Here is a 20,835-nt window from a genome sequence, read left to right on the forward strand (position 1 = left end):
TTGTGTTATCGCGCGCAGGTGGGTGCGCGCACGACCGAGCGGCGATATGCCCCGATTTCATGCGAACAAAAGGTGCATTGCGACTTCAATGTGGAGTACGTCACAGAGCCGTAACTCTTGCGAGACGTGTCCGAATTACGTCGGTTCCCGTTGATGAAATCTAGGCGTTTACGCCGCGAGAAAGCGGGCAGAAGCAATACGGGAAGCCGCGCTGAATGCGGCCGATAAAACGCGGGAAAATTCTGCCTGAATAATAAATGGATAAACTCAAAGGCGCCGCCCGATTGGGGCGACGCCTTGATTCGAGTGCGCGGGCAGCGCTTATGTACGGGCAGTGCTTATCGCCAGGCGCCGGCGACCGCCTTGCGCGCGCCTTCCAGATCCACCTCGGCCCCGGCCTCCGCGAGCGCCCCGCCGAGCGCCGCGAGCGAGGACTGTACGACGCCGCGGGTCGCCTGCGGACCGTAGTGGTTGACCCGGATCATCTCCTGCGCGAGCGCGCCACCGCCCGCGACCAGCGGAAGCACCGGATCCACGGCCAGCGCCCTGGCCACCAGCTCGCGGGCGTCCGTGCCCGCGGGGGCGCGCAGTGTAGTGGCGACCGGCGCCGCGTCCCGGGACTCGTGCACGTATGGCTCAAGACCACCGCCCAGCGCCAGCGCGCCGGCGCGGGTGGCGGCGGCGGCCGAGGAGTGCCGCGCCATCAGCGCGTCCAGGCCCTCGCTCTCGATGCGCTCCACGCACGCCTCCAGGGCGAGCATCTCCAGCTGCGCCGGCGCGTGCAGCAGCGCCTTGCGGCCGCTGTCCACCCACCGCTGCTTCCAGTCGAGCAGCGACAGGTACGAGTGGCGCGGCGCGTTCGGGTTGGCGGCCATCCGCTCCCAGGCCCGCGCGCTCACCGACACCGCCGAGACACCCGCCGGGCCGCCCATCGCCTTCTGCGCGCCGATCACGCACAGGTCCACGCCCCACGCGTCGGGGAGCACCGGCTCGGCGGCGACCGACGCCACGGCGTCCAGATAGAACAGCGCCCCGTGCGCCCGCACCACGTCACCGATCTCCGCGACCGGGTTGGTGTTGCCGGTCGCGGCCTCCGCGTGCACCAGGGAGACGAAGTCGATCTCCGGGTGCTCGGCGAGCGCCTGCCCGACCTGCTCCGCGGTGACCGCCGTGTGGAAGGGCACGGCCAGGTCGTGCACGGTGGCGCCGCAGTCGCGCAGCCAGTCGCCGAAGGTCTGCCCGTAGGGGCCGGTGATCACGTTCAGCGCCACCGTCCCGGGACCCGCGGCGGCGCGGATCGCGCCCTCCAGCGGAAGCAGCGCCTCCCCCTGCATGATCACGACGTCCTGCGACGTGTCCATGAGCCGGGCGACACGGTCCTCGATGGAGGCGAAATGCTCGGCGCTCAGCGGGGCCAGGTCGAGAAACGGATGCGTCACGGTGGTGCCTTCTTCGCTCACGGGTTCGTACGGGTGCCGGTGTCGAGCGTACCGACCGCCTCATAGGCTGCGCGCATGAGTATTGGCGGGGTGCTGCACGTGAAGGGCCGGGTCCTCGCGGGGCCCGACGACGTACGCGACGAACTGTGGGTGGTCGGCGGCCGGATCACCTACGAACGCCCGGTGACGGCCGGACTCGACGTCACGACCGTCACGGGCTGGACACTGCCCGGCCTGGTCGACGCGCACTGCCACGTCGGGCTCGACTCGCACGGCCCGGTCCCCGCCGAGACCGCCGAGAAGCAGGCCCTGACCGACCGCGACCACGGCACGCTCCTGCTGCGCGACGCGGGCTCGCCGTCCGACACCCGCTGGATCGACGACCGCGAGGACCTGCCGCGCATCATCCGCGCCGGCCGCCACATCGCCCGCACCCGCCGCTACATCCGCAACTACGCGCACGAGATCGAACCCGAGGACCTCGTCGCCTACGTCGCCCAGGAGGCGCGGCGCGGGGACGGCTGGGTCAAGCTCGTCGGCGACTGGATCGACCGCGGCACCGGCGACCTGAGCGCCTGCTGGCCACGCGCGGCCGTCGAGGCCGCGATCGCCGAGGCGCACCGGCTCGGCGCCCGCGTCACGGCCCACTGCTTCGCGGAGGACTCCCTGCGCGACCTCGTCGAGGCGGGCATCGACTGCGTCGAGCACGCCACGGGCCTCACCGACGACACGATCCCCCTGTTCGCCGAGCGGGGGGTGGCGATCGTCCCGACCCTCGTCAACATCGCCACGTTCCCCGACCTCGCGGCGGGCGGCGAGGCCAAGTTCCCCGACTGGTCGGCGCACATGAGGCGGCTGTACGACCGCCGCTACGACACGGTCCGCAGCGCCTACGACGCCGGGATCCCGGTCTACGTCGGCACGGACGCGGGCGGTTCGCTCGCGCACGGGCTCGTCGCGGGCGAGGTCGAGGAACTGGTGCGGGCCGGACTGCCGCCCGTCGAGGCGCTCTCGGCGACGGCGTGGGGAGCGCGCGCGTGGCTCGGCCGCCCCGGCCTGGAGGAGGGCGCGTCCGCCGACCTCGTCGTGTACGGAGCGGATCCCCGCGAGGACGTACGGGTGCTGGCGGCGCCGCGCAGGATCGTGCTGCGCGGCAACGTGGTGGGTTGACGCAGCGTGACGCGCGATCACCGGTGCTCGTTACTCACCTCTTGACGGCTCCCGCGCAGTCGACCGGCGCACACCAGGCGCTTCGACACTACGGACGACACCCGCGGGGCGGAAGGGAACGAACGAGCCCAGGGATTCGAAGAGGTGCGCGGAAACCGCTCGATGGGGTGAACTCACGCCGGGTTGCCGCCCGTTCACTCTCAGTGCGTAAAGATTCCCTCATCGACGACCGGTCGAGTCCGTCCGCCAGACGGACCGTCGGCCGGTCGGGTCGAGACCGTCCCGTTCTTCTCGTCCCGGTTCTTCCTGTCCCGGTTTTTCCCTTGGGGGTCCCACCGCCATGCCCAGCTCCACCCTGACCACCGCACTGCGCACGCCCGCCCGCCGCCTCGCCGCGACCGCCGCCGTCACGGCGCTCGTCGCGGGACCCGCGGTGCTCGCGGCCGCGGGGCCCGCCTCGGCGACCGAGGACCGCGGGGGCAAGTCCAGCGCGACCGTGCTCCGCACGGGGCTCGACGTGTCGCTCCTCAACAAGACCGTGAACGTCCCGCTCAAGGTCTCGCTCAACGAGGTGCAGGCGCCCGAGAGCGCCGACAAGACCGCCCTGACCGCCCGGCTCGACGGCGTCGACGGCGGGCAGCCGTTCAGCGTGCTGCGCGCCGACGTGGCGAAGGCGAAGGCCACGGTCGAGGGCGGAAAGGCGGAGGGCCTCACCGAGCTCGCCCATGCCAAGGTCCACGTCCCCGGCCTTCCGCTGCTCTCCCTCATCGAGGTCGGGCAGGTCACGTCGAGGGCGACGTGCGTCGCGGGGGAGAAGCCGGTCGCCGAGTCCAACGTGCTGGGGGACGTCACCGTCCTCGGCAAGAAGATCACGCTGACCGCGGGCGGTACGACGTCCATCAAGGTGCCGGAGGTCGGCGAGGTGACCCTCGGCCTCTCCAACCGTTCCACGACGGACACGACGGCGGCGGCGTCCGCGCTGCAACTCAAGGTCCACGTCAACCCGTTGAACCTCAACGTCGCGGAGGTCGACGGTGAGGTCACCCTCGCGGAGGCCACCTGCGAGACGCCGAAGGCGGCGCCCGAGCCGCAGGGCGAGCAGGCGGACACGCCGGTGAAGCCGGTGGCGGAGGCGGAGCCGGCGACTGAGCCGAAGGCGGAGCGACAGGATCTCGCCGAGACGGGTGGCAACGATCTGACGCCGTACATCGCGGGCGGGGCGATTGTGTTGTTGGTGGCGGGCGGCGGAGCGGTTGCGCTCGCGCGCCGGGGCCGGGCCAGGGCGTAACGCCACGCTTCCAGCCCCTGCGGTGGGGCCGCGCCCCGGTGCAGCCACGGGAGCCCCTGCGGTGGGGCTGCGCCCATCCTGCTCCTGGGCCCTGGTGCAGCCATTGGAGCCCCTGCGGCGATTGAGCAGCGGGGTCCGGGGCGGAGCCCCGCGTCCGCAACACCGCAGGGGCGTACGGTCACGGGGCGCTGCCCCGGACCCCGCTCCTCAAGCGCCGGAGGGGCTGGAATTGCTCAACCGGCGTAGCGGGCGCGGCGGCCGCGGGGAATGTGTCCGGCAGGCGTGACGGTCACGATGGGTGGGGGAGGGTGTCGCGGAGGGACTGGGTGAAGCGGGTGTGCGTGGCGGGGTCGCGGACCGCGATCCGTATCCAGTCCGGCCCCAGCCCAGGAAACGTGTCGCCCCGCCGCACGGCGAACCCGACCCCCCGCAACCGCTCCCGGACCCCCACCGCCCCCGGCACCCGCACCAGCACGAACGGCCCCTCCGCGGGCCCGGCCACGGACACCCCGTACGGCTCCAACTCCCGCAGCAGGCCCACCAGATGCTCCCGGTCGGCCGCGACCGCGCTCGCCGCGTCGGCCGCCTCCGCGACCCCCCGCGCCGACACACACGCCTGCGCCGCGACCAACGCGGGCGAGGACACCGGCCACAACGGCTGCGCCCGCTCCAGCGCGGCCACCACCTCCGGCGGAGCCACCACGTACCCGACCCGCAACCCGGCGAGCCCCCACGTCTTCGTCAGGCTCCGCAGTACCACGAGCCCCGGCACGTCCGTCCGCCCGGCCAGGGACTCCCGCTCGCCCGGCACCGCGTCCATGAACGCCTCGTCGACCACCAGATACCGCCCCGGCCGCGCCAACCGCGTCAGCGCCTGCCCCGGATGCAGCACCGACGTCGGATTGGTCGGGTTGCCGACGACCACCAGGTCCGCGTCGTGCGGCACCAGCCCGGGATCGAGCCGGAACCCGTCCTCCTCCCGCAGCAGCACCCGCCCCACCGCATGCCCGGCGTCCTCCAACGCCGCCTCGGGCTCGGTGAACTGAGGGTGCACGACGACGGGCCTGCGCACCCGCAGCGCCCGCGCCAGCAGCACGAACGCCTCCGCCGCCCCGGCCGTCAGCAGCACCCGCTCCGCCGGCACCCCGTGGTGCGCGGCCACGGCGGCCCGCGCCGCGCGCCCGTCGGGGTACGCCGCGAGCCCCTCCAGCGACCCGGCGATGTGCTCCCGCAGCCAGGACGGCGGCGTCCCGGTCCGTACGTTCACCGCGAGATCGGTCAACTTCTCTCCGTCGTCGCGGACTTCGGCGTCACCGTGGTGCCGCAGATCGGGCCCGTCGGCCGGGGCGGGCGCGGCGGCGAGGGGCGCGCACCGCACCTCGACCTCCGGCCGCGCCGCCGCCCACCCCTCGGCCTGCGCCCGGAACCGGTCCGACGTGAGCCCCTCGTACGGCAGCACGACCACCCGCCGCGCTCCGAGCGCCGCACACCGGTCGAGCCCCGTCGGTACGTCGGGCGCCGCCGACACGTACGCCGTCTCCACTCCCGCGTACCCGCTGCCCTCCCACAACAGCCGTGCCGCGGCGGCGAGTTCGGCGTTGGCGGCGGGGTCGGCCGCTCCCGGACCGACCAGCAGCACCGTCGCGTCGGCCCGGTCGCGCGGGGTGCGCGGGCCGCCGCCCAGAACGTCGTCGAGCCGTTGCTCCAGGGCCGCGAGCAGGGCCGGGGGAGGAGTGTGCATGGATCGGGCTCCTTGCGGAAGATCAGAGGGAGTCGAGGAGGGGCAGCGTACGGGGGCCCCGAAGGCCGAGGGCCACGTGCCTACCCGGGGCGCGCGGGCCGGACGCCTGCCACCGCACACGTCACCCGCCCCGGCCCTCCGCCCGCCCCGGCCGACGTCCGCTTCGGGACGAGCAGTTCACCACCCCGTACGAGCGCCGCGGCCTCCGCCACCGAGGGGGTGCCCACGGCGGCGCGGGCCCGCGCGGACGGATGCGGCACGGGGACGGCGGCGAGCCGCTCGGCGTCGTACGTCTCCAGCGGCACGCCCAGCGCCCGCGCCGCCGCGAGGATGCCGGGCTCGCGGCCCTTCGTGTCGACCGTCGCGAGCGCCAGCACCCGCGTCGTCCCCGCCTCGGCCAGCACGGCCCGGACGAGCCCGAGCACATCGTCCGCCGAGACGCCGGACCGGGCGCCGACACCGACGATCACGCCGCGCCGGATGTGCGAACCGGCCCCCGGATGGGTTAGCAAGGGGCCATGGCCGTGATCGTGGCGCTGAGCGCCTTTGTGATGACCCTGGTCGGTGGCTGGACCGCGCAGCGGGTCACCGACCGGCGCCACCTGGTGCTCGGCCTCGCCGGTGGACTGATGCTCGGCGTCGTCGGCCTCGACCTGCTGCCGGAAGCCCTGGAGGCGGCGGGCGGCGAGGTGTTCGGGGTGCCGGCGGCGCTGCTGCTGTTCGTCGCCGGGTTCCTCGGGGCGCACATCATGGAGCACCTGCTGGCCCGCCGCCAGGCCGCCCACGGAGCGGAGGAGACCGCGAACGGACGGGCCCCCGAGGTGGGCCTCACCGCGGCGTCCGCGATGGTCGGGCACAGCCTGATGGACGGCATGGCCATCGGCGCCGCCTTCCAGATCGGCGGCGGCATGGGCACGGCGGTGGCGCTCGCCGTGATCGCCCACGACTTCGCGGACGGCTTCAACACGTACACGATCACCCGGCTGTACGGGAACGCCCGCCGCAAGGCGCTGATGATGCTGTTCGCGGACGCCTGCGCGCCCGTGGTGGGCGCCGCGTCGACGCTGCTGTTCACCATTCCGGAGCAATTGCTCGGCGGCTATCTCGGATTCTTCGGCGGCGTCCTGCTGTACCTGGCCGCCGCGGAGATCCTGCCGGAGGCCCACCACGAGCACCCGGCCCGCTCGACGCTGCTGTGCACCGTCGCGGGCGCGGCGTTCATCTGGCTCGTGGTGGGCATCGCGGGCTGAGCCGTTCACCGTGCGCCGGTCCACTGGACCAGACGGTGCGCGATGTCCGGCCGCGCCGCCCAGTGGGTGTGCAGATAGCTGGCGTGCACGCCGCCCTGGACGAAGCCCTCGACGCGCCGCGTCGGCAGCCGCATGCCCCAGGCGGGCGTGGGCCCCGCGCCCGGTTCGAGCACGGTCCGGTGGAACTCGTGCCCGCGCAGCCGGGCCCCCGCAGGGGCGAGCGGGCTGTCGGACACGGCCACGGCGTCGCGGTAGCCGAGCGTGAGCCGCCCCGACATCGTCGCGTCGGCCTCCAGCACCCCGCACATCGGCTGCCCGTCGAGCGACCGGGACAGATAGAGCAGCCCCGCGCACTCCGCGACGACGGGAGCCCCGGACCGCGCCAGCTCCGCCACGGCCTTCCGCAGCCGTTCATTGGCCGAGAGCTCGGGCGCGTACACCTCGGGAAACCCGCCACCGATCACCACGGCCGCGGTGCCCTCCGGGAGGCTTTCGTCGTGCAGCGGATCGAACGTCACGACCTCGGCCCCCGCCGCCCGCAACAACTCCGTGTGCTCGGCGTACGAAAAGGTGAACGCCGCGCCGCCGGCAACCGCCACCGTTCCAGCCCTTCCGGCGATTGAGGAGCGGGGTCCGGGGCAGAGCCCCGCGGCGTCAACCCCGGCCGGGCCGGGACTCCACGCCTCCGTCAAGAGCGGCGGAGCCGTACGCGCAAGCCCCAACAACCCCTCCAGATCACACCCCTCCCGCACCATCGCGGCAGCAGCCCGTACGGACTCCACCGCCCCCGCACTCCGCTCGGCCACCGGCACCAGCCCCAGATGCCGCGACGGCGTCTCCACCTGCGGAGCACGCCGCAGCGCCCCGTACACCGGAACGCCCACCTCCTCCATGGCCTCGCGGAGCAACTCCTCGTGCCGGTCGGAACCGACCTTGTTGAGGATGACCCCCGCCAGCCGCACCTCGGGGTCGAACGAGGCGAACCCGTGCACGAGCGCCGCCACCGACCGCGACTGCGAGGAGGCGTCGACGACGAGGACGACCGGCGCCTTCAGCAGCTTCGCGACATGCGCCGTCGACGCCAGCTCCCCCTCGCCCGACGCACCGTCGAAGAGCCCCATCACGCCTTCCACCACGGCGAGTTCGCACCCCGCCGCCCCGTGCGCGAACAGCGGCGCCACCAGCTCGGGCCCGCACATGTACGCGTCGAGGTTGCGCCCCGGACGGCCCGTCGCGAGGGCGTGGTACCCGGGGTCGATGTAGTCCGGCCCCACCTTGTGCGGCGACACGGCGAGCCCCCGCTCGGCGAACGCCGCCATCAGGCCCGTCGCCACGGTCGTCTTGCCGGTCCCGGAGGCCGGAGCGGCGACCACCAGTCGGGGCACGCCCACGGCCCGCACAGCTACCATTCGATGCCCCGCTGGCCCTTCTGGCCCGCGTCCATCGGGTGCTTCACCTTCGACATGTCGGTGACGAGATCCGCGAACTCGACCAGCTTCTCGGGGGCGTTGCGGCCCGTGATGACGACGTGCTGCTGTCCGGGACGGTTGCGCAGCGTCTCCACCACGTCGTCCACGTCGATCCAGCCCCAGTGCATCGGGTAGGCGAACTCGTCGAGCACGTACAGCCGGTAGGTCTCGGCGGCCAGGTCCCGCTTGACCTGCTCCCAGCCCTCGCGCGCCTTCTCCTCGTTGTCGGCCTGATCGTCACGCTGCACCCACGACCAGCCCTCGCCCATCTTGTGCCAGGCCACGGTGCCGCCCTCGCCGCTCGCGCCGAGCGTCTTGAGCGCGTTCTCCTCGCCGACCTTCCACTTCGCCGACTTGACGAACTGGAACACCCCGATCGGCCACCCCTGGTTCCAGGCGCGCAGCGCGAGCCCGAACGCGGCCGTCGACTTGCCCTTGCCGATGCCGGTGTGCACGAACACCAGTGGCCGGTTGCGGCGCTGACGAGTCGTCAGTCCGTCGTTCGGTACGACGCTCGGCTGTCCCTGCGGCATTTAAGCGGCCCTCCTGGTGGTGTTCTGCGTTCCGGTGACGTCCTTCACGAGCCCGGCGATCGAGTCCGCCCGCAGCTCGTCCAGCGTGACGGCGGTGCCGCCGAGACGGCCCGCGAGTTCGGCGGCGAGCCCGAGGCGCACCATGCCGGTCTCGCAGTCGACGACGACGGAGGCGGTGCCCTCGGCGGCGTGCAGCCCGGCCGCCCGCCCCGCGAGTTTCACGGGCTCCGGGCCGCCCGTGGCCCGCCCGTCGGTCACGACGACCATGAGCGGCCGCCGCGCCGGATCCCGCAGCCGTTCCACGCGCAGCACCTCGTGCGCCTTCAGCAGCCCGGCCGCCAGCGGGGTGCGCCCGCCGGTCGGCAGTGACTCCAGGCGGGCGGCGGCGGCGTCCACGCTGGACGTCGGCGGCAGGGCGACCTCGGCCCCCGACTTCCGGAACGTCACGAGCCCCACCTTGTCGCGCCGCTGGTAGGCGTCGAGCAGCAGCGAGAGCACGGCGCCCTTCACGGCGGTCATCCGCTGCCGCGCCGCCATCGACCCGGAGGCGTCGACCACGAACAGGACGAGGTTGCCCTCGCGGCCCTCACGGGTGGCCTGCCGCAGATCGTCCCGGCGTACGACGAGCCCCCGGCCCGAACGGCCGCGCGCCCGCTGGTGCGGGGCGGCGGCCTGCACGGTCGCGGCCAGGTGCAGCTTGGTCAGGGCGCCGCGCGGGCGGGTGGCGCCGGTGGTGCGGCCGTGCTCGGTACGGGCCCGGGACCGCCGCCCCGCGGCTCCCTCGCCGAGACCGGGAACGCTCAGCATCTTCGTACGGAAGGGCTCACCGGCCGCCACGGGCTTCTGCTCGGGCGCCCCGGAGGCGGACGCGGGCGCGGTGGCGGGCTGCTCGGGGGAGTCCTCGCGGTCGTCGCCGGCCGGGGCGTCCTGCGGCTCCGGGGTGTCGCCGGTGTCCTGGGGAGCGTCGTGCGGGCCGTCCTGCGGCGGCACACCGCCACCGGGACCGCCGCCGTCCGGACCCCCGTCGGGGTCGTCGTCGGGGCCCTCGGGCTCGTCCTCGGGACCGAACTCGTCCAGGGTCTCGTCGAGCTTGTCCTCGTCGAGCCCCGGCGCGTCGAAGGGGTTGCGGCGCCGGCGGTGCGGGAGCGCCAGCAGCGCGGCCTGCCGCACGTCCTCCGCGAGCACGTCGGTGCGTCCCGCCCAGGCGGCGAGCGCCGTGGCGGTGCGGGCCATCACGATGTCGGCGCGCATGCCGTCCACCTCGAAGGCCGCGCACGTCGCCGCGATCTGCGTCAACGCCCGGTCACCGAGCCGGACGTGGGGCAGCAGCTCGCGCGCGGCGACGATCCGGGCCCGTACGTCGGCCTCGTCCTCGGCCCACCGGCCGACGAAGCTCTCGGGGTCGTCGTCGTAGGCGAGGCGCCGCTTGACGACCTCGACCCGCTGCTCCGGCTCGCGGGAGGCGGCGACCTCCACGGTGAGCCCGAACCGGTCGAGCAACTGCGGCCGCAGCTCGCCCTCTTCGGGGTTCATGGTCCCGACGAGCAGGAAGCGCGCGGCGTGCCGCACGGACACGCCCTCGCGCTCGACGTACGAGGCACCCATGGCGGCGGCGTCGAGCAGCAGGTCGACGAGGTGGTCGTGGAGCAGATTGACCTCGTCGACGTAGAGGATCCCGCGGTGCGCGTCGGCGAGCAGCCCCGGCTCGAAGGCCTTCACGCCCTCGGCGAGCGCCCGCTCGATGTCGAGCGCACCCACGAGCCGGTCCTCGGACGCGCCGACCGGCAACTCGACCATGCGGGCGTCCCGCAGCGACCCCGGGGCCTGCCCGTGCGGCCCGTCCGGGCACCGCGGATCGGGCGCCGCCGGATCGCACGAGAACCGGCACCCGGGGACGACGTCGACGCCCGGCATGAGCGCGGACAGCGCCCGCACGGCGGTGGACTTGGCCGTCCCCTTCTCGCCGCGCACGAGCACACCGCCGACGGCGGGCGACACGGCGTTGAGCAACAGGGCGAGCCGCAGATCGTCCTGCCCGACGACGGCGGTGAACGGATAGGGAGCGCTCATCGAAAACGGACCTCCATCATCAGGGGCGCGGGGAACTGCGCAATCTTTTCGGGGGGTCTGGGGGCGAAGCCCCCAGGGACGGGACGGGAAGGGGCGGAGGGGGCGATTCTCACGACGGCGCCCCGGGAGGCACGAACGGCAGCCCCGCGGGCGCACCCCCCTCGATCAACCGCCACAACGCATCCGTGTCCGCGTGCCGCTCGACCAGATCCCCGAGCCGGTCGAGCTGCTCCTCCCGAAGCGCCTCGAACGACGTGTCCGCCGCCGGCACGAACCGCCGCCCGGCAGCATCGGAGACGGCCCGCAGAAACGCCCGCCGGAACCCGTCCGACTCCAGCGACCCGTGCCAGTGCGTCCCCCACACGGCCCCGACCCGGCACCCGTCCAAGAACGCCTCGCCGCCCAGCACCTCGGCGACACCGTGATGGATCTCGTACCCCTCGACGTACTCGCCGAGCGCCTCCCCGACCGGCCGGGCGAGCGTCTTCTCCGCCTCGAACCGCACGCGTACGGGAAGCAGGCCGAGGCCTTCCACGGTTCCGGCCCGCGACTCCACGTCGTCCTCGATGGTGTCGCCGAGCAGCTGGAACCCGCCGCAGATGCCGAGCACCGGCCGCCCCTCGGCGGCCCGCCGCGCCAGAGCCCGCGCGAGCCCGCGCTCGCGCAGCCACTCCAGCGCCCGCACGGTGCCGCGCGTGCCCGGCACCACGACCAGGTCCGCGTCGACGAGCTCCTCGGCCCGGTCCACGAACCGCACGACGACTCCCGGCTCGGCGGCCAGCGCGTCCACATCGGTGAAGTTCGACATCAGCGGCACCGCGCACACGGCGACCCGCAGCACGTCCTCGCCCACGGGAGGCGCCACGACCGACTCCCGGACGGCGCCCCGCAGGGAGACCCGCAGCCCGTCCTCCTCGTCGATGCCGAGGCCGTGCTGGAACGGCAGCACACCGTAAGTCGCCCGCCCGGTGAGGGACTTGAGCATGTCGAGCCCCGGTTCGAGAAGGCTCACGTCGCCGCGGAACTTGTTCACCAGGTACCCGGCGAGCAGCTCCTGGTCCTCCGGCGCGAGCAGCGCCGTCGTCCCGAAGAACGAGGCGAAGACCCCGCCCCGGTCGATGTCGCCCACGACGAGCACCGGCAGCCGGGCGGCCCGCGCGAGCCCCATGTTCACGATGTCGGTGCGCCGCAGATTGATCTCGGCGGGCGATCCGGCGCCCTCGCAGATCACGGCGTCGTGCGTGGCCCGCAGTTCCTCCAGGCATCCGACGACGGTGTCCATCAGCGCCGCCTGCCGCCCGCCGTGGTAGCCGCGCGCGCTCAGCTCGCCCACGGGTTTGCCCATGAGGACGACCTGGCTGCTGCGGTCGCTGCCCGGCTTCAGCAGGACGGGGTTCATCAGCGCGCTCGGCTCGACCCGGGCGGCCTGCGCCTGCATGGCCTGCGCCCGGCCGATCTCGGCACCCTCGCGGGTCACGAAGGAGTTCAGGGACATGTTCTGCCCCTTGAACGGCGCGACCTTCACGCCCTGCCGCACCAGCCACCGGCAGATCCCGGCGGTGACGACACTCTTCCCGGCGTCGGAGGTGGTCCCCGCGACGAGGAGCCCCCCGCCCGTCATCGTCGCGCCCACAGCAACCGCCCGCTCACACAGACTCCCAACGCCAACAGAGAAACCCGCCGTGACAGCCGCACGGCCCGATCCACATCACGCACCTCGACGGCGCGCCCCGGCTCGTTCAGCACCGGCCGGTGCTCGACCCGCCCGCCGTACGCCAGCGTCCCGCCGAGCCGCACCCCGAGCGCCCCCGCGAAGGAGGCCTCGACGACGCCGGCGTTCGGACTGGGGTGACGCCGCGCGTCGGCCCGCCACGCGGCCAGCGCCTCCTTCGGGCGGCCGCCCGCGAGCACCGCGAGGACCCCGGTGAGCCGCGCCCCCGGCCAGCCCGCCACGTCGTCGAGGCGGGCCGAGGCCCAGCCGAACCGCCGGTACCTCGGGGACTTGTGGCCGACCATCGCGTCGAGCGTGTTCACCGCGCGGAAGGCGACCAGGCCCGGCACCCCGCCGAGCGCGCCCCACACGAGCGCGCCCACGACGGCGTCGGAGGTGTTCTCGGCGACGGACTCGACGACGCCGCGCGCGATCCCGTCGGCGTCGAGGCCCTCGGGGTCGCGCCCGCACAGCCGGGGCAGCAGCTCCCGCGCCAGCTCCACGTCCCCGGCCTCCAGCGCGGAGCCGACGGCCCGCGCCTCCCGGCCCAGCGAGGTGCCCCCGACGACGGCCCAGGTCGCGGCGGCCGTCAGCGCGACGGAGGCGGCGGGGGAACGGCGTACCAGACGGGCGGTGGCGGCGGCGAGAGCGGCGGCGCCACCGGCACACACCGCGGTGTGCAGGGCGCCCGCGCCCCGGTGGTCCCGCCACAGCACCTGTTCGACGGCGCCCGCGGTGCGGCCGAAACCGGCGACGGGGTGCCCTCGGCGCGGATCACCAAGAAGGAGGTCGGCGAAGATTCCGACGGCGGCACCGCACGCGTACACGCGCTCGTGCCGCCAGTTGCCGCGCGGGGCGAACATGGCGGTGGGTGTCCTCACTCAGGGTGTCCACGCCCTGGTTCGACGAGACCGGCAGCGAGAGTTCCTGGCTCGCCCCATCCGGAAGAAGGGGGCTCACAGTGGCGGGACCGCGCCGGATTCGCACCGGCTTCCTCAACTGCTGCCGTATATGGCGGGGGAAGTCCACCACGCTCCGAGTTGGCACGTCAACTTGCTGTTCAGGCGTACGCGGGTGGGGTGACACGAGCGGGCGGGGTGCGGGACGCCGAAACGTCCCGCACCCCGCCCGCCTGGTTCGGGGCTCGGCCTTCTCAGGCCACGATCAGGGAGATCCCGTAGACCACGGCCGCCGCGCAGAGCGCGAAGCAGAGGTAGGCCCCGGACGTCGCGACCGCCGCGGAACCGCCGCGCTGCGCCGCCGACTCCCGCTTGGACAGGCTCACGATGCCGAGGGTGAACAGGCCCACGAGGGCCACGGTGACCACGAGGCTGACGCCGAACACGGAGCCGAGGGCCGCCCAGTCGATCTTCATAGCTGCTCCTGCTTCCTTACAGCGTGGCGCCGGCGGCGCGCGCGGGGTCGTTCACCGCTCCGGCCTTCGGCTGGACGGGGATCCGGGCCTCGGACTCGACCGGCTCGACGGTGCCCACCGGCGGCGGGCTGACCGAGGCGATCGCGGTCGTCACGACACCCGGGGCCTCCTGCGCGGATTCGCCGTGCGGGTCGTCCGCCGTGACGTTGGTGTGGTCGATGGAGTTGCGGCGCGACAGCTTCCAGATGACCGCGGAGCCGGTCACGAGCAGCGCGGCGGTGAGGCCGACGCCCCACGGGCCCTGCTTGGTCAGGAACTCGGCGCCCGCGCCCACCAGACCGGCGGCCGGCAGGGTCAGACCCCACGCGACGAACATCCGGGTGGCGGTCGACCAGCGGACGACACCGCCCTTGCGGCCGAGGCCCGCGCCCATCACACCGCCGGAGCAGACCTGCGTGGTGGAGAGCGAGAAGCCCAGGTGCGAGGAGGCGAGGATCGCGGTCGCCGCACTGGTCTGGGCGGCGAAGCCCTGCTGCGGCGCCAGTTCGGTGAGGCCCTTGCCCATGGTGCGGATGATGCGCCAGCCGCCCAGGTACGTGCCGAGGGCGATGGCCACACCGGCCGAGACGATGACCCACATCGGCGGGTCGGCGTCCGGCGCGAGCACGCCACCGGTGATCAGGGCGAGGGTGATGATGCCCATCGTCTTCTGCGCGTCGTTGGTGCCGTGCGCGAGGGAGACGAGGCCCGCGGAGGCGATCTGCCCGGCGCGGTACCCCTTGGCGGTCGCCTTCTCGTCCGTCTTCCTGCTGATGCGGTACGTGAGGCGGGTGGCCAGCATCGAGGCGATGCCGGCGACGAGCGGCGCGGCCACCGCGGGCAGCAGCACCTTCGTGACGACGGTGCCGCCGTTGACCGAGGACCAGCCCATCGACATGACCGCGGCGCCGATGAGGCCGCCGAACAGGGCGTGCGAGGAGCTGGACGGCAGGCCGAGCAGCCAGGTCAGCAGATTCCAGAGGATGGCGCCTACCAGCGCCGCGAAGATGACCTCTGTTTTGAGGCCGTCCTCGTTGATGATGCCGCCGGAGATCGTCTTGGCGACCTCGACGGAGAGGAACGCTCCGACGAGGTTCAGCACGGCGGACATGGCCACCGCCGTCTTCGGCTTGAGGGCGCCCGTCGAGATGGTCGTAGCCATCGCGTTGGCGGTGTCGTGGAAACCGTTGGTGAAATCAAAGACCAGCGCGGTAACGATCACGATCGCTAGGAGCAGCGTGATGTGTTCCATTTACCCAGGCTTCGGTTGGACGTCAGTGGTTCTTCGGAACGTAAAGAGCCCGAGTGAACGGAAGATGAACTGGGTCGGGCGCACTGGTGACCCGAACCGGAGGGCGATCTCTCCGCTTCCCGCGCGACGGTCCCGCCGATTCCGGTTCGAGGGCCGTTCGGCCCCGGAACGGTGGGCTCCAGGGCCGAAGGGCCGGGACCTTCGGCTACCCCCTCGCGAACCGCCTGAGCTGGTCCGTCGAGCCGTTGAAGAGATTCTGATCACCCGGGAGCCGGCCGCTGTTGTCGTACTGCCAGAACGTCCAGTACGTCCAGCCCGCGGGTAGTGCGCCCGCGCTCGCGTCGTACCGGGCGAGCCACAACGCGTGGTTGCTCGCGAAGGCCGGACTGTTGCCGGTGCACTTCTGCCACCACCGGGTGTTGGTGTAGATGACCGGACGGCGCCCGGTGCTGCGCACGACCTGGTCGCTGAACGACTTGATCCAGGACACCAGCGTGGACTTCCGCAGCCCGTAGCAGGGGTGCTTCTTGCTGTACGGGTTGTACTCGATGTCGAGCGCGGGCGGCAGTGTCCAGCCGTCCCCGCGCCACGCTCCGCCGTTGCGCACGAAGTACGAGGCCTGCGCCGTGCCGGACGACTTGTGGGGCAGTGCGAAGTGGTACGCGCCCCGGATGATGCCCGCGTTCCGGGCGCCGTCGTACTGCTGCGAGAAGTAGGGGTTGCGGTACGTCGTCGACTCGGTCGCCTTCACGTAGACGAACCGGGCGCCCTTCTCCTTCGCCTTCTGCCAGTTCACCTTCTTCTGGTGCGAGGAGACGTCGTGCCCGCGCGGTTTGCCCGCGCCCTGGGCCGGCAGTTCCGCGAGCAGGGTCCCGCCTACGGCCAGCGCCGCGACGGACGTGAACGCGGCGAGGCGGGAGCGGCGCGGAAGCGGCGTACGACCAGAAACCATGGTTTCCCCCGAAAGCGACGTGCGAGACAAATCCACTGAGATCACCCAGAGAGTAGCGGTAGATCACCACTTGCCCGTCAAAGATCAGCCAATCAATGCCAGAAGCGGATGAATCACCATATGGCGGCTTCCGGAGTTGCTGGATCCGCCCTCACCTCAGCCGGCCGTCCGCCCGGCGGCTGGCAGGATGCGCGCCATGACACAGCTCCCGGAACTCGGCGCGGCATGGCAGGACCTGGTGGCGACGGCCCGCCGGACGGTGACCGACGGCCTCGTCGTCGGAACCTCGGGCAACGTCTCGGTCCTGGTGCCGGGCGACGACGGCGACACGGTCCTCGTCACCCCGAGCGGCGTCCCCTACGAGGAGCTCGGCCCGGACGACCTCGTCGCGGTCGGCCTCGACGGCGAGCGGCGCGCCGGCACCCTCAGGCCCACGAGCGAGCTCCCCATGCACCTCGCCGTCTACCGGCACACCGCCGCCCGCGCCGTCGTCCACACCCACGCCGTGCACGCCACCGCGGTCTCCACGCTCGTGCCGGAACTCCCGCCCGTGCACTACATGACGGCGGCGCTCGGCGGACCCGTCCGGGTCGCCCCGTACGCCACGTACGGAACCGAGGAGTTGGCCGAGAACATGCTGGTCGCGCTGGCCGACCGCACAGGATGCCTGCTCCAGAACCACGGCACCCTCACTTACGGAGACACCCTCGCCGCCGCGTACGACCGCACCGCCCAGCTCGAATGGATGTGCCGCCTCTGGCTCACCGCCCACTCCGTCCCCGGCCTCACCCCGTCCCTGCTCACCGCCGAGCAGCTCCGCGAGGTGGAGGAGCGGCTGACCGGATACGGGCAGCGACCCGCCTAGCACCCGCCCGAGGACCCTCCGCGTCACCCCGAGCCGTCGCCCCACTGGCCGCGGCGGGCGCGGACACGGACACTGGACGGGTGCGCACCGCCAAAGCGACGGCCGCAGCCGTCACCGCAGTGATAGGAGCCTCGGCCGCCGCGATCGCCGCGGGCCGTCTGGCCAGCGACGCGGCGCTCAAAGCGCCCTCGGGCCGGCCGCTGGCCACCGAACCGCGACTCACCGTGCACGCCACGGCCGCGGGCCAGATCACCCTCACCCGGGACCTGGCCTCGCAGCGCCCCGGCACGTACGGACTCCACGGCGACGGCTACCACGCGGTCGTCGGCCCGGTCGTCGAGTCGGCGCCCCACTCCGCCGACACCGTCGTCCGCCGCCTGGAGCGGGTCACCCACGGCACCCTGGAATCCGGGGCCAGGGCCTGGCTCACACCCCAGGTGCACATCGGCGACCCCAAGTCCGCGCTCGGCCTCGACCACGCGGACGTCGACGTGCCCGGCGAGCTCGGGGCGCTGCCCGCCTGGTTCGTGCCCGGCGTCCGCGACACCTGGGTGATCACGGTGCACGGCCTCGGCACCACCCGCGAACACCCCATGAACCTCATGGAGTTCCTGCACCACCACCGGTTCCCGGTGCTCGACCTCGCCTACCGCGGCGACCTCGGCGCGCCCCGCTCCCCGGACGGCCTGAACCACCTCGGCGAGACCGAGTGGCGCGACCTCGACGCCGCGATCCGCTACGCCGTGCGCTACGGCGCCCGCGACGTCATCGTGCTCGGCTGGTCGACCGGCGCCGCGATGGCCCTGCACGCGGCGGCCCACTCGGCGCTGCGCGACCGGATCAAGGGGCTGGTCCTCGACTCACCGGTGCTCAGCTGGGAGGCCACCCTGCGCGCCCTGGCCCGCGCCCGCCGCACCCCGGGTCCGCTGCTCCCGCTCGGGGTCCGCGCCGCGCAGGGCCGCACGGGCCTCAGCCGCGACCGCCTCCTCCTCGCGGCCGCGGACCCCCGCGCCCTCAAGGTCCCCACCCTCCTCGTCCACGGCCCCGCCGACGAGGTCGCCCCCTGGCACCTCTCCCGCGCCCTCGCGGACGCCCGCCCCGACCTGGTGGCCCTCCACGAGGTCGAGGACGCGCCGCACAACGCGATGTGGAACGCGGACGCCAAGGCCTACGAGGAAGCCCTCCGCCGCTTCCTGACCCCCCTCATGTGACGGCCGGGACGGGGTCCTGGACGGGGACGCCCGTCCCGGAGCGGCGGCACAGAACACCCCGAAACAGGCCTGACGGCCGCCCGTTTGGGAAAACGGACCGTCAACCGCGAGACTGCCTACCGTGACGTCCCGTACTCCGCGCGACTCCCGGCTCCGACTCGTCAGCCCGCGCCGCCAGCCCCTGGCCGCCCCGACCCCGCGGCCCGTGGCCGCACGCCGCCCGGCCCCCCGCCCCCCGGAAGGCACCCCGCCACCCTCGGAGCTCGCCCGCGCCGCCCGCCGCGGCCTCGCCGACGCCGTCCGCGTGGCCCGCTGGGCGGACGCCAAGATCGGCCCCGGCAACGACATGGCCGCCCGCGACGGCAAGGGCACCCTCGCGGACGCGACCGCCCGGCGCGCCGCCGACGACCTCGGGCTGACGGTCGATCAGGTCCGCGCGCACTGGGACACGGCCCGCCTCGCCGGACTCGTCGAGGTGCACGGTGCCAGCGCCCGCCCCGGCTGGCGGCTGCGCGCCTGGGACCGTGACGACACCGCCGTACTGCGCGGCTGGGTCGCCCTCTTCGACGCCTGGTCGCTGGCGCACCCGGCACCCGACGAGGTCGGCCCCACGGCCGTGGCCGAGGTCGTCGAGGCGATGCCGCAGCTTCTGAGCTTCCTCCAGCTGATGGCGGACCCCGTGGCCGCGCCCCAGCTCCTGGACCTCCTGGACCAGCGCGTCACGGAACTGCGCACGGAACGCTGCGAGATCCCCTTCGGCCCCCAGCCGGAACCGGTCGCCCCCCAGGAGACCCCGCTCCTGCCGCTCCTCGACTGGTCCCTGCGCGGCCTCGCCGCCGTGGGCGCCCTGACGTACGAGAACGGGCTCGCGACCCTGACCCCGCTGGGCAGTTGGGCGGTGTGGGTCAAGCTGGAGCAGATCTGCGTCGCCGCCCAGTCGCCCGCGGGCAACATCGAGGTGGCCGCCGAGGACATGCTGCGCGGCTGCGCCCGCCTGCGCCCGAAGGCGGCCCGCGACGAGTACCGGGCCTGGCTCGCCGCCCGCGACATCGGCACCGCCGTCACCGAACTCCTCGACGCCGCCCGCGGCGAGGACGCCCTGCTGCGCGGCCTCGCCTTCGAGGCGCTGCGCGTCGTCGGCGCCCCCGCCGAACCCGAGGTCCGCCGCGCCGCCGACGACCCGCACCTGCGCCCCTACGCCCTGCTGTGGCTCGCCGAGTACGAGGGCGCCGACCCCGAGGACGTGCACACGGTGCTCAGCCGGAAGGAGGCGACCTGGCTGTGGGTGGACACCGCCGCCGCCGTCGCCGACCACGGCGAAGCCCCCCTCCTCGTACGGCACTTGGAGGCCGCGGTGCAGCCGACGGTGCCCGCGCTCATCGAGGAGGTGCGCGCCGTCGGGCATCCGCGCACGGTGCAGGTGCTCGTGGCGCTCGCCGCCGCGCACCCCGACCCGGCGCTCGCCAAGGCGGTCCGCAGGGCCGCCTTCCAGGTGCACACCGGCGGCGCGTAGGCGCTCAGTGGCCCGGACTCACCGGAAGGTGTTGCACTGGGCCATGTCGCCGCTCTCGAAGCCCCGGTAGAACCACTGCTGGCGCTGGGCGGCCGAACCGTGCGTCCACGTCTCCGGCGTCACCTGGCCCTGGAACCGCTCCTGGATCCGGTCGTCGCCGACCGCCGCCGCGGCGTCCAGGCCTTCACGGATGTCCGCGTCGGTCAGGCTGGTGATCAGCGGCCTGCCGGTGGACTCGGTGGGCGTGCGCGTCGCGTGCCGCGCCCACACACCCCCGTAGCAGTCCGCCTGGAGCTCGACCTTGACCGCGTTGCTGTCCTCGCCGGTGCGGCCGTCCTGGGCGCGGGTCAGCGTGCCCATCAGGTTCTGCACGTGGTGCCCGTACTCGTGCGCCACGACGTAGGCCTGCGCGAAGGGTCCGCCGCTCGATCCGAACTTGGTGCGCAGCTCGTCGAAGAAGCCCAGGTCGAGATAGACCCGCCGGTCGCCGGGGCAGTAGAAGGGGCCGACCGCCGAGGTCGCCGAGCCGCACGCGGTGGCCACCCGGTTGGTGAAGAACACGGTCGACGCGGGCGTGTAGGTGGCGCTCCTGCGCCCGAACTCCGCGCCCCAGAAGTCCTGCACGCTGTTGACCACGGCGACGGTCCGGCAGTCCTGCCTGCTGTTCGCGTCCGAGCCCGTACGGCACTCGTCCGACACCTGCGCCTCGCTGGACACCGTCGTCGCGGGAATCCCGGTGCCGTCGGAGGAGAGCCCCGCCTGGTCCGTCCCGAAGAGCAGCCCGAGGACGAGGGCGATCACCCCTACGAGGCCGCCGCCGATGGTCGCCTTCCCGCCGGGGAGCCGGCTGCCGCGCACGTCCCGCACCTCGGAGGTGTCCAGACGCGCGTCGTCGTCGAACTGCATGCCCTTCCGCCCTCTCGCCGTCGATCGACCCCCTCATCCTGTTACGCCGCT

The 20,835-nt window shown here is 73.5% G+C and carries 18 protein-coding genes, 1 pseudogene and 1 riboswitch; of the genes and pseudogenes, 6 read left to right on the plus strand and 13 right to left on the minus strand.

The window, feature by feature from the left end:
- Positions 1-338 precede the first annotated feature (338 nt).
- The gene (locus tag ACYBSK_RS09200; protein WP_457476389.1) at positions 339-1,439 is read right to left on the minus strand and encodes a pyridoxal-phosphate-dependent aminotransferase family protein; all 1,101 of its coding nucleotides are present in this window, start codon (positions 1,437-1,439) and stop codon (positions 339-341) included.
- 75 nt (positions 1,440-1,514) lie between these two features.
- Here ACYBSK_RS09200 and ACYBSK_RS09205 point away from each other — a divergent pair, with 75 nt between their 5' ends.
- Together ACYBSK_RS09205 and ACYBSK_RS09210 are read left to right on the plus strand one after the other, a co-directional pair.
- The gene (locus ACYBSK_RS09205; RefSeq protein ID WP_460245744.1) at positions 1,515-2,609 is read left to right on the plus strand and encodes an amidohydrolase family protein; all 1,095 of its coding nucleotides are present in this window, start codon (positions 1,515-1,517) and stop codon (positions 2,607-2,609) included.
- A 340-nt stretch (positions 2,610-2,949) separates the two neighbouring features.
- Complete coding sequence (locus ACYBSK_RS09210; protein ID WP_457476391.1) at positions 2,950-3,897, plus strand: SCO1860 family LAETG-anchored protein; 948 nt, start codon at positions 2,950-2,952, stop codon at positions 3,895-3,897.
- A 289-nt stretch (positions 3,898-4,186) separates the two neighbouring features.
- Here ACYBSK_RS09210 and cobC read toward each other — a convergent pair whose 3' ends face one another.
- The 3 genes and pseudogenes from cobC to ACYBSK_RS09225 form a co-directional block, all read right to left on the minus strand.
- Positions 4,187-5,275: an Rv2231c family pyridoxal phosphate-dependent protein CobC gene (cobC, locus tag ACYBSK_RS09215; RefSeq protein WP_460246988.1), complete on the minus strand. Its 1,089-nt coding sequence runs from the start codon at positions 5,273-5,275 to the stop codon at positions 4,187-4,189.
- Between the two features lie 129 nt (positions 5,276-5,404).
- Positions 5,405-5,638, minus strand: a pseudogene (locus ACYBSK_RS09220) (Rv2231c family pyridoxal phosphate-dependent protein CobC); the annotation flags it as partial.
- An 80-nt stretch (positions 5,639-5,718) separates the two neighbouring features.
- Positions 5,719-6,108 (minus strand): cobalamin biosynthesis protein, encoded by a 390-nt coding sequence (locus tag ACYBSK_RS09225; RefSeq protein ID WP_460245745.1) that lies wholly within the window; start codon positions 6,106-6,108, stop codon positions 5,719-5,721.
- A 48-nt stretch (positions 6,109-6,156) separates the two neighbouring features.
- Between ACYBSK_RS09225 and ACYBSK_RS09230 the strand changes: the two genes are divergently transcribed.
- Positions 6,157-6,888, plus strand: coding sequence for a ZIP family metal transporter (locus tag ACYBSK_RS09230; RefSeq protein ID WP_457476393.1), 732 nt, complete (start codon positions 6,157-6,159; stop codon positions 6,886-6,888).
- Between the two features lie 5 nt (positions 6,889-6,893).
- On the opposite strand, the gene ACYBSK_RS09235 is transcribed toward ACYBSK_RS09230, so the two are convergent.
- The 8 genes from ACYBSK_RS09235 to ACYBSK_RS09270 form a co-directional block, all read right to left on the minus strand.
- On the minus strand, positions 6,894-8,297 hold the full coding sequence (locus ACYBSK_RS09235) for a cobyrinate a,c-diamide synthase (RefSeq protein ID WP_457476394.1): 1,404 nt from the start codon (positions 8,295-8,297) through the stop codon (positions 6,894-6,896).
- On the minus strand, positions 8,291-8,890 hold the full coding sequence (gene cobO / locus ACYBSK_RS09240) for a cob(I)yrinic acid a,c-diamide adenosyltransferase (protein ID WP_457476395.1): 600 nt from the start codon (positions 8,888-8,890) through the stop codon (positions 8,291-8,293). Before cobO ends, ACYBSK_RS09235 begins: the two co-directional genes overlap by 7 nt.
- Positions 8,891-10,960, minus strand: a complete 2,070-nt coding sequence (locus tag ACYBSK_RS09245; protein ID WP_460245746.1) for a putative cobaltochelatase — start codon at positions 10,958-10,960, stop codon at positions 8,891-8,893.
- 109 nt (positions 10,961-11,069) lie between these two features.
- Positions 11,070-12,581: a cobyric acid synthase gene (locus ACYBSK_RS09250; protein WP_460245747.1), complete on the minus strand. Its 1,512-nt coding sequence runs from the start codon at positions 12,579-12,581 to the stop codon at positions 11,070-11,072.
- On the minus strand, positions 12,578-13,534 hold the full coding sequence (locus ACYBSK_RS09255; protein ID WP_460246989.1) for a cobalamin biosynthesis protein: 957 nt from the start codon (positions 13,532-13,534) through the stop codon (positions 12,578-12,580). The genes ACYBSK_RS09250 and ACYBSK_RS09255 overlap by 4 nt, the downstream gene beginning before the upstream one ends.
- A gap of 37 nt (positions 13,535-13,571) precedes the next feature.
- A riboswitch (cobalamin riboswitch) is annotated at positions 13,572-13,715 on the minus strand.
- Positions 13,716-13,824: 109 nt separating this feature from the next.
- Positions 13,825-14,046, minus strand: a complete 222-nt coding sequence (locus tag ACYBSK_RS09260; RefSeq protein ID WP_457476398.1) for a hypothetical protein — start codon at positions 14,044-14,046, stop codon at positions 13,825-13,827.
- A 16-nt stretch (positions 14,047-14,062) separates the two neighbouring features.
- Positions 14,063-15,337, minus strand: coding sequence for an inorganic phosphate transporter (locus tag ACYBSK_RS09265; protein ID WP_460245748.1), 1,275 nt, complete (start codon positions 15,335-15,337; stop codon positions 14,063-14,065).
- A 205-nt stretch (positions 15,338-15,542) separates the two neighbouring features.
- A complete protein-coding gene (locus ACYBSK_RS09270) occupies positions 15,543-16,289 on the minus strand; it encodes a lysozyme (protein WP_457476400.1) in 747 nt (248 codons plus the stop codon).
- 196 nt (positions 16,290-16,485) lie between these two features.
- Here ACYBSK_RS09270 and ACYBSK_RS09275 point away from each other — a divergent pair, with 196 nt between their 5' ends.
- From ACYBSK_RS09275 to ACYBSK_RS09285, 3 genes are all read left to right on the plus strand, one after another.
- The gene (locus tag ACYBSK_RS09275) at positions 16,486-17,154 is read left to right on the plus strand and encodes a class II aldolase/adducin family protein (RefSeq protein WP_460245749.1); all 669 of its coding nucleotides are present in this window, start codon (positions 16,486-16,488) and stop codon (positions 17,152-17,154) included.
- An 80-nt stretch (positions 17,155-17,234) separates the two neighbouring features.
- Positions 17,235-18,365 (plus strand): alpha/beta hydrolase, encoded by a 1,131-nt coding sequence (locus ACYBSK_RS09280; RefSeq protein ID WP_460245750.1) that lies wholly within the window; start codon positions 17,235-17,237, stop codon positions 18,363-18,365.
- Between the two features lie 121 nt (positions 18,366-18,486).
- The gene (locus tag ACYBSK_RS09285; RefSeq protein WP_457476403.1) at positions 18,487-19,878 is read left to right on the plus strand and encodes a hypothetical protein; all 1,392 of its coding nucleotides are present in this window, start codon (positions 18,487-18,489) and stop codon (positions 19,876-19,878) included.
- Positions 19,879-19,896: 18 nt separating this feature from the next.
- Here the strand turns inward: ACYBSK_RS09285 and ypfJ are convergent, their stop codons facing one another.
- Positions 19,897-20,784 (minus strand): KPN_02809 family neutral zinc metallopeptidase, encoded by an 888-nt coding sequence (ypfJ, locus tag ACYBSK_RS09290; RefSeq protein WP_460245751.1) that lies wholly within the window; start codon positions 20,782-20,784, stop codon positions 19,897-19,899.
- Positions 20,785-20,835 lie beyond the last annotated feature (51 nt).

The organism is Streptomyces sp. BYX5S (assembly GCF_054724165.1).

Excerpts from the sequence above, each read along its gene's own strand:
- ACYBSK_RS09205 (WP_460245744.1), top strand. The coding sequence starts at position 1,515 with ATGAGTATTGGCGGGGTGCTGCACGTGAAGGGCCGGGTCCTCGCGGGG.
- ACYBSK_RS09210 (WP_457476391.1), top strand. The coding sequence starts at position 2,950 with ATGCCCAGCTCCACCCTGACCACCGCACTGCGCACGCCCGCCCGCCGC.
- ACYBSK_RS09230 (WP_457476393.1), top strand. The coding sequence starts at position 6,157 with ATGGCCGTGATCGTGGCGCTGAGCGCCTTTGTGATGACCCTGGTCGGT.
- ACYBSK_RS09235 (WP_457476394.1), bottom strand. The coding sequence starts at position 8,297 with ATGGTAGCTGTGCGGGCCGTGGGCGTGCCCCGACTGGTGGTCGCCGCT.
- cobO (WP_457476395.1), bottom strand. The coding sequence starts at position 8,890 with ATGCCGCAGGGACAGCCGAGCGTCGTACCGAACGACGGACTGACGACT.
- ACYBSK_RS09245 (WP_460245746.1), bottom strand. The coding sequence starts at position 10,960 with ATGAGCGCTCCCTATCCGTTCACCGCCGTCGTCGGGCAGGACGATCTG.
- ACYBSK_RS09250 (WP_460245747.1), bottom strand. The coding sequence starts at position 12,581 with ATGACGGGCGGGGGGCTCCTCGTCGCGGGGACCACCTCCGACGCCGGG.
- ACYBSK_RS09255 (WP_460246989.1), bottom strand. The coding sequence starts at position 13,534 with ATGTTCGCCCCGCGCGGCAACTGGCGGCACGAGCGCGTGTACGCGTGC.
- ACYBSK_RS09260 (WP_457476398.1), bottom strand. The coding sequence starts at position 14,046 with ATGAAGATCGACTGGGCGGCCCTCGGCTCCGTGTTCGGCGTCAGCCTC.
- ACYBSK_RS09265 (WP_460245748.1), bottom strand. The coding sequence starts at position 15,337 with ATGGAACACATCACGCTGCTCCTAGCGATCGTGATCGTTACCGCGCTG.
- ACYBSK_RS09270 (WP_457476400.1), bottom strand. The coding sequence starts at position 16,289 with ATGGTTTCTGGTCGTACGCCGCTTCCGCGCCGCTCCCGCCTCGCCGCG.
- ACYBSK_RS09275 (WP_460245749.1), top strand. The coding sequence starts at position 16,486 with ATGACACAGCTCCCGGAACTCGGCGCGGCATGGCAGGACCTGGTGGCG.
- ypfJ (WP_460245751.1), bottom strand. The coding sequence starts at position 20,784 with ATGCAGTTCGACGACGACGCGCGTCTGGACACCTCCGAGGTGCGGGAC.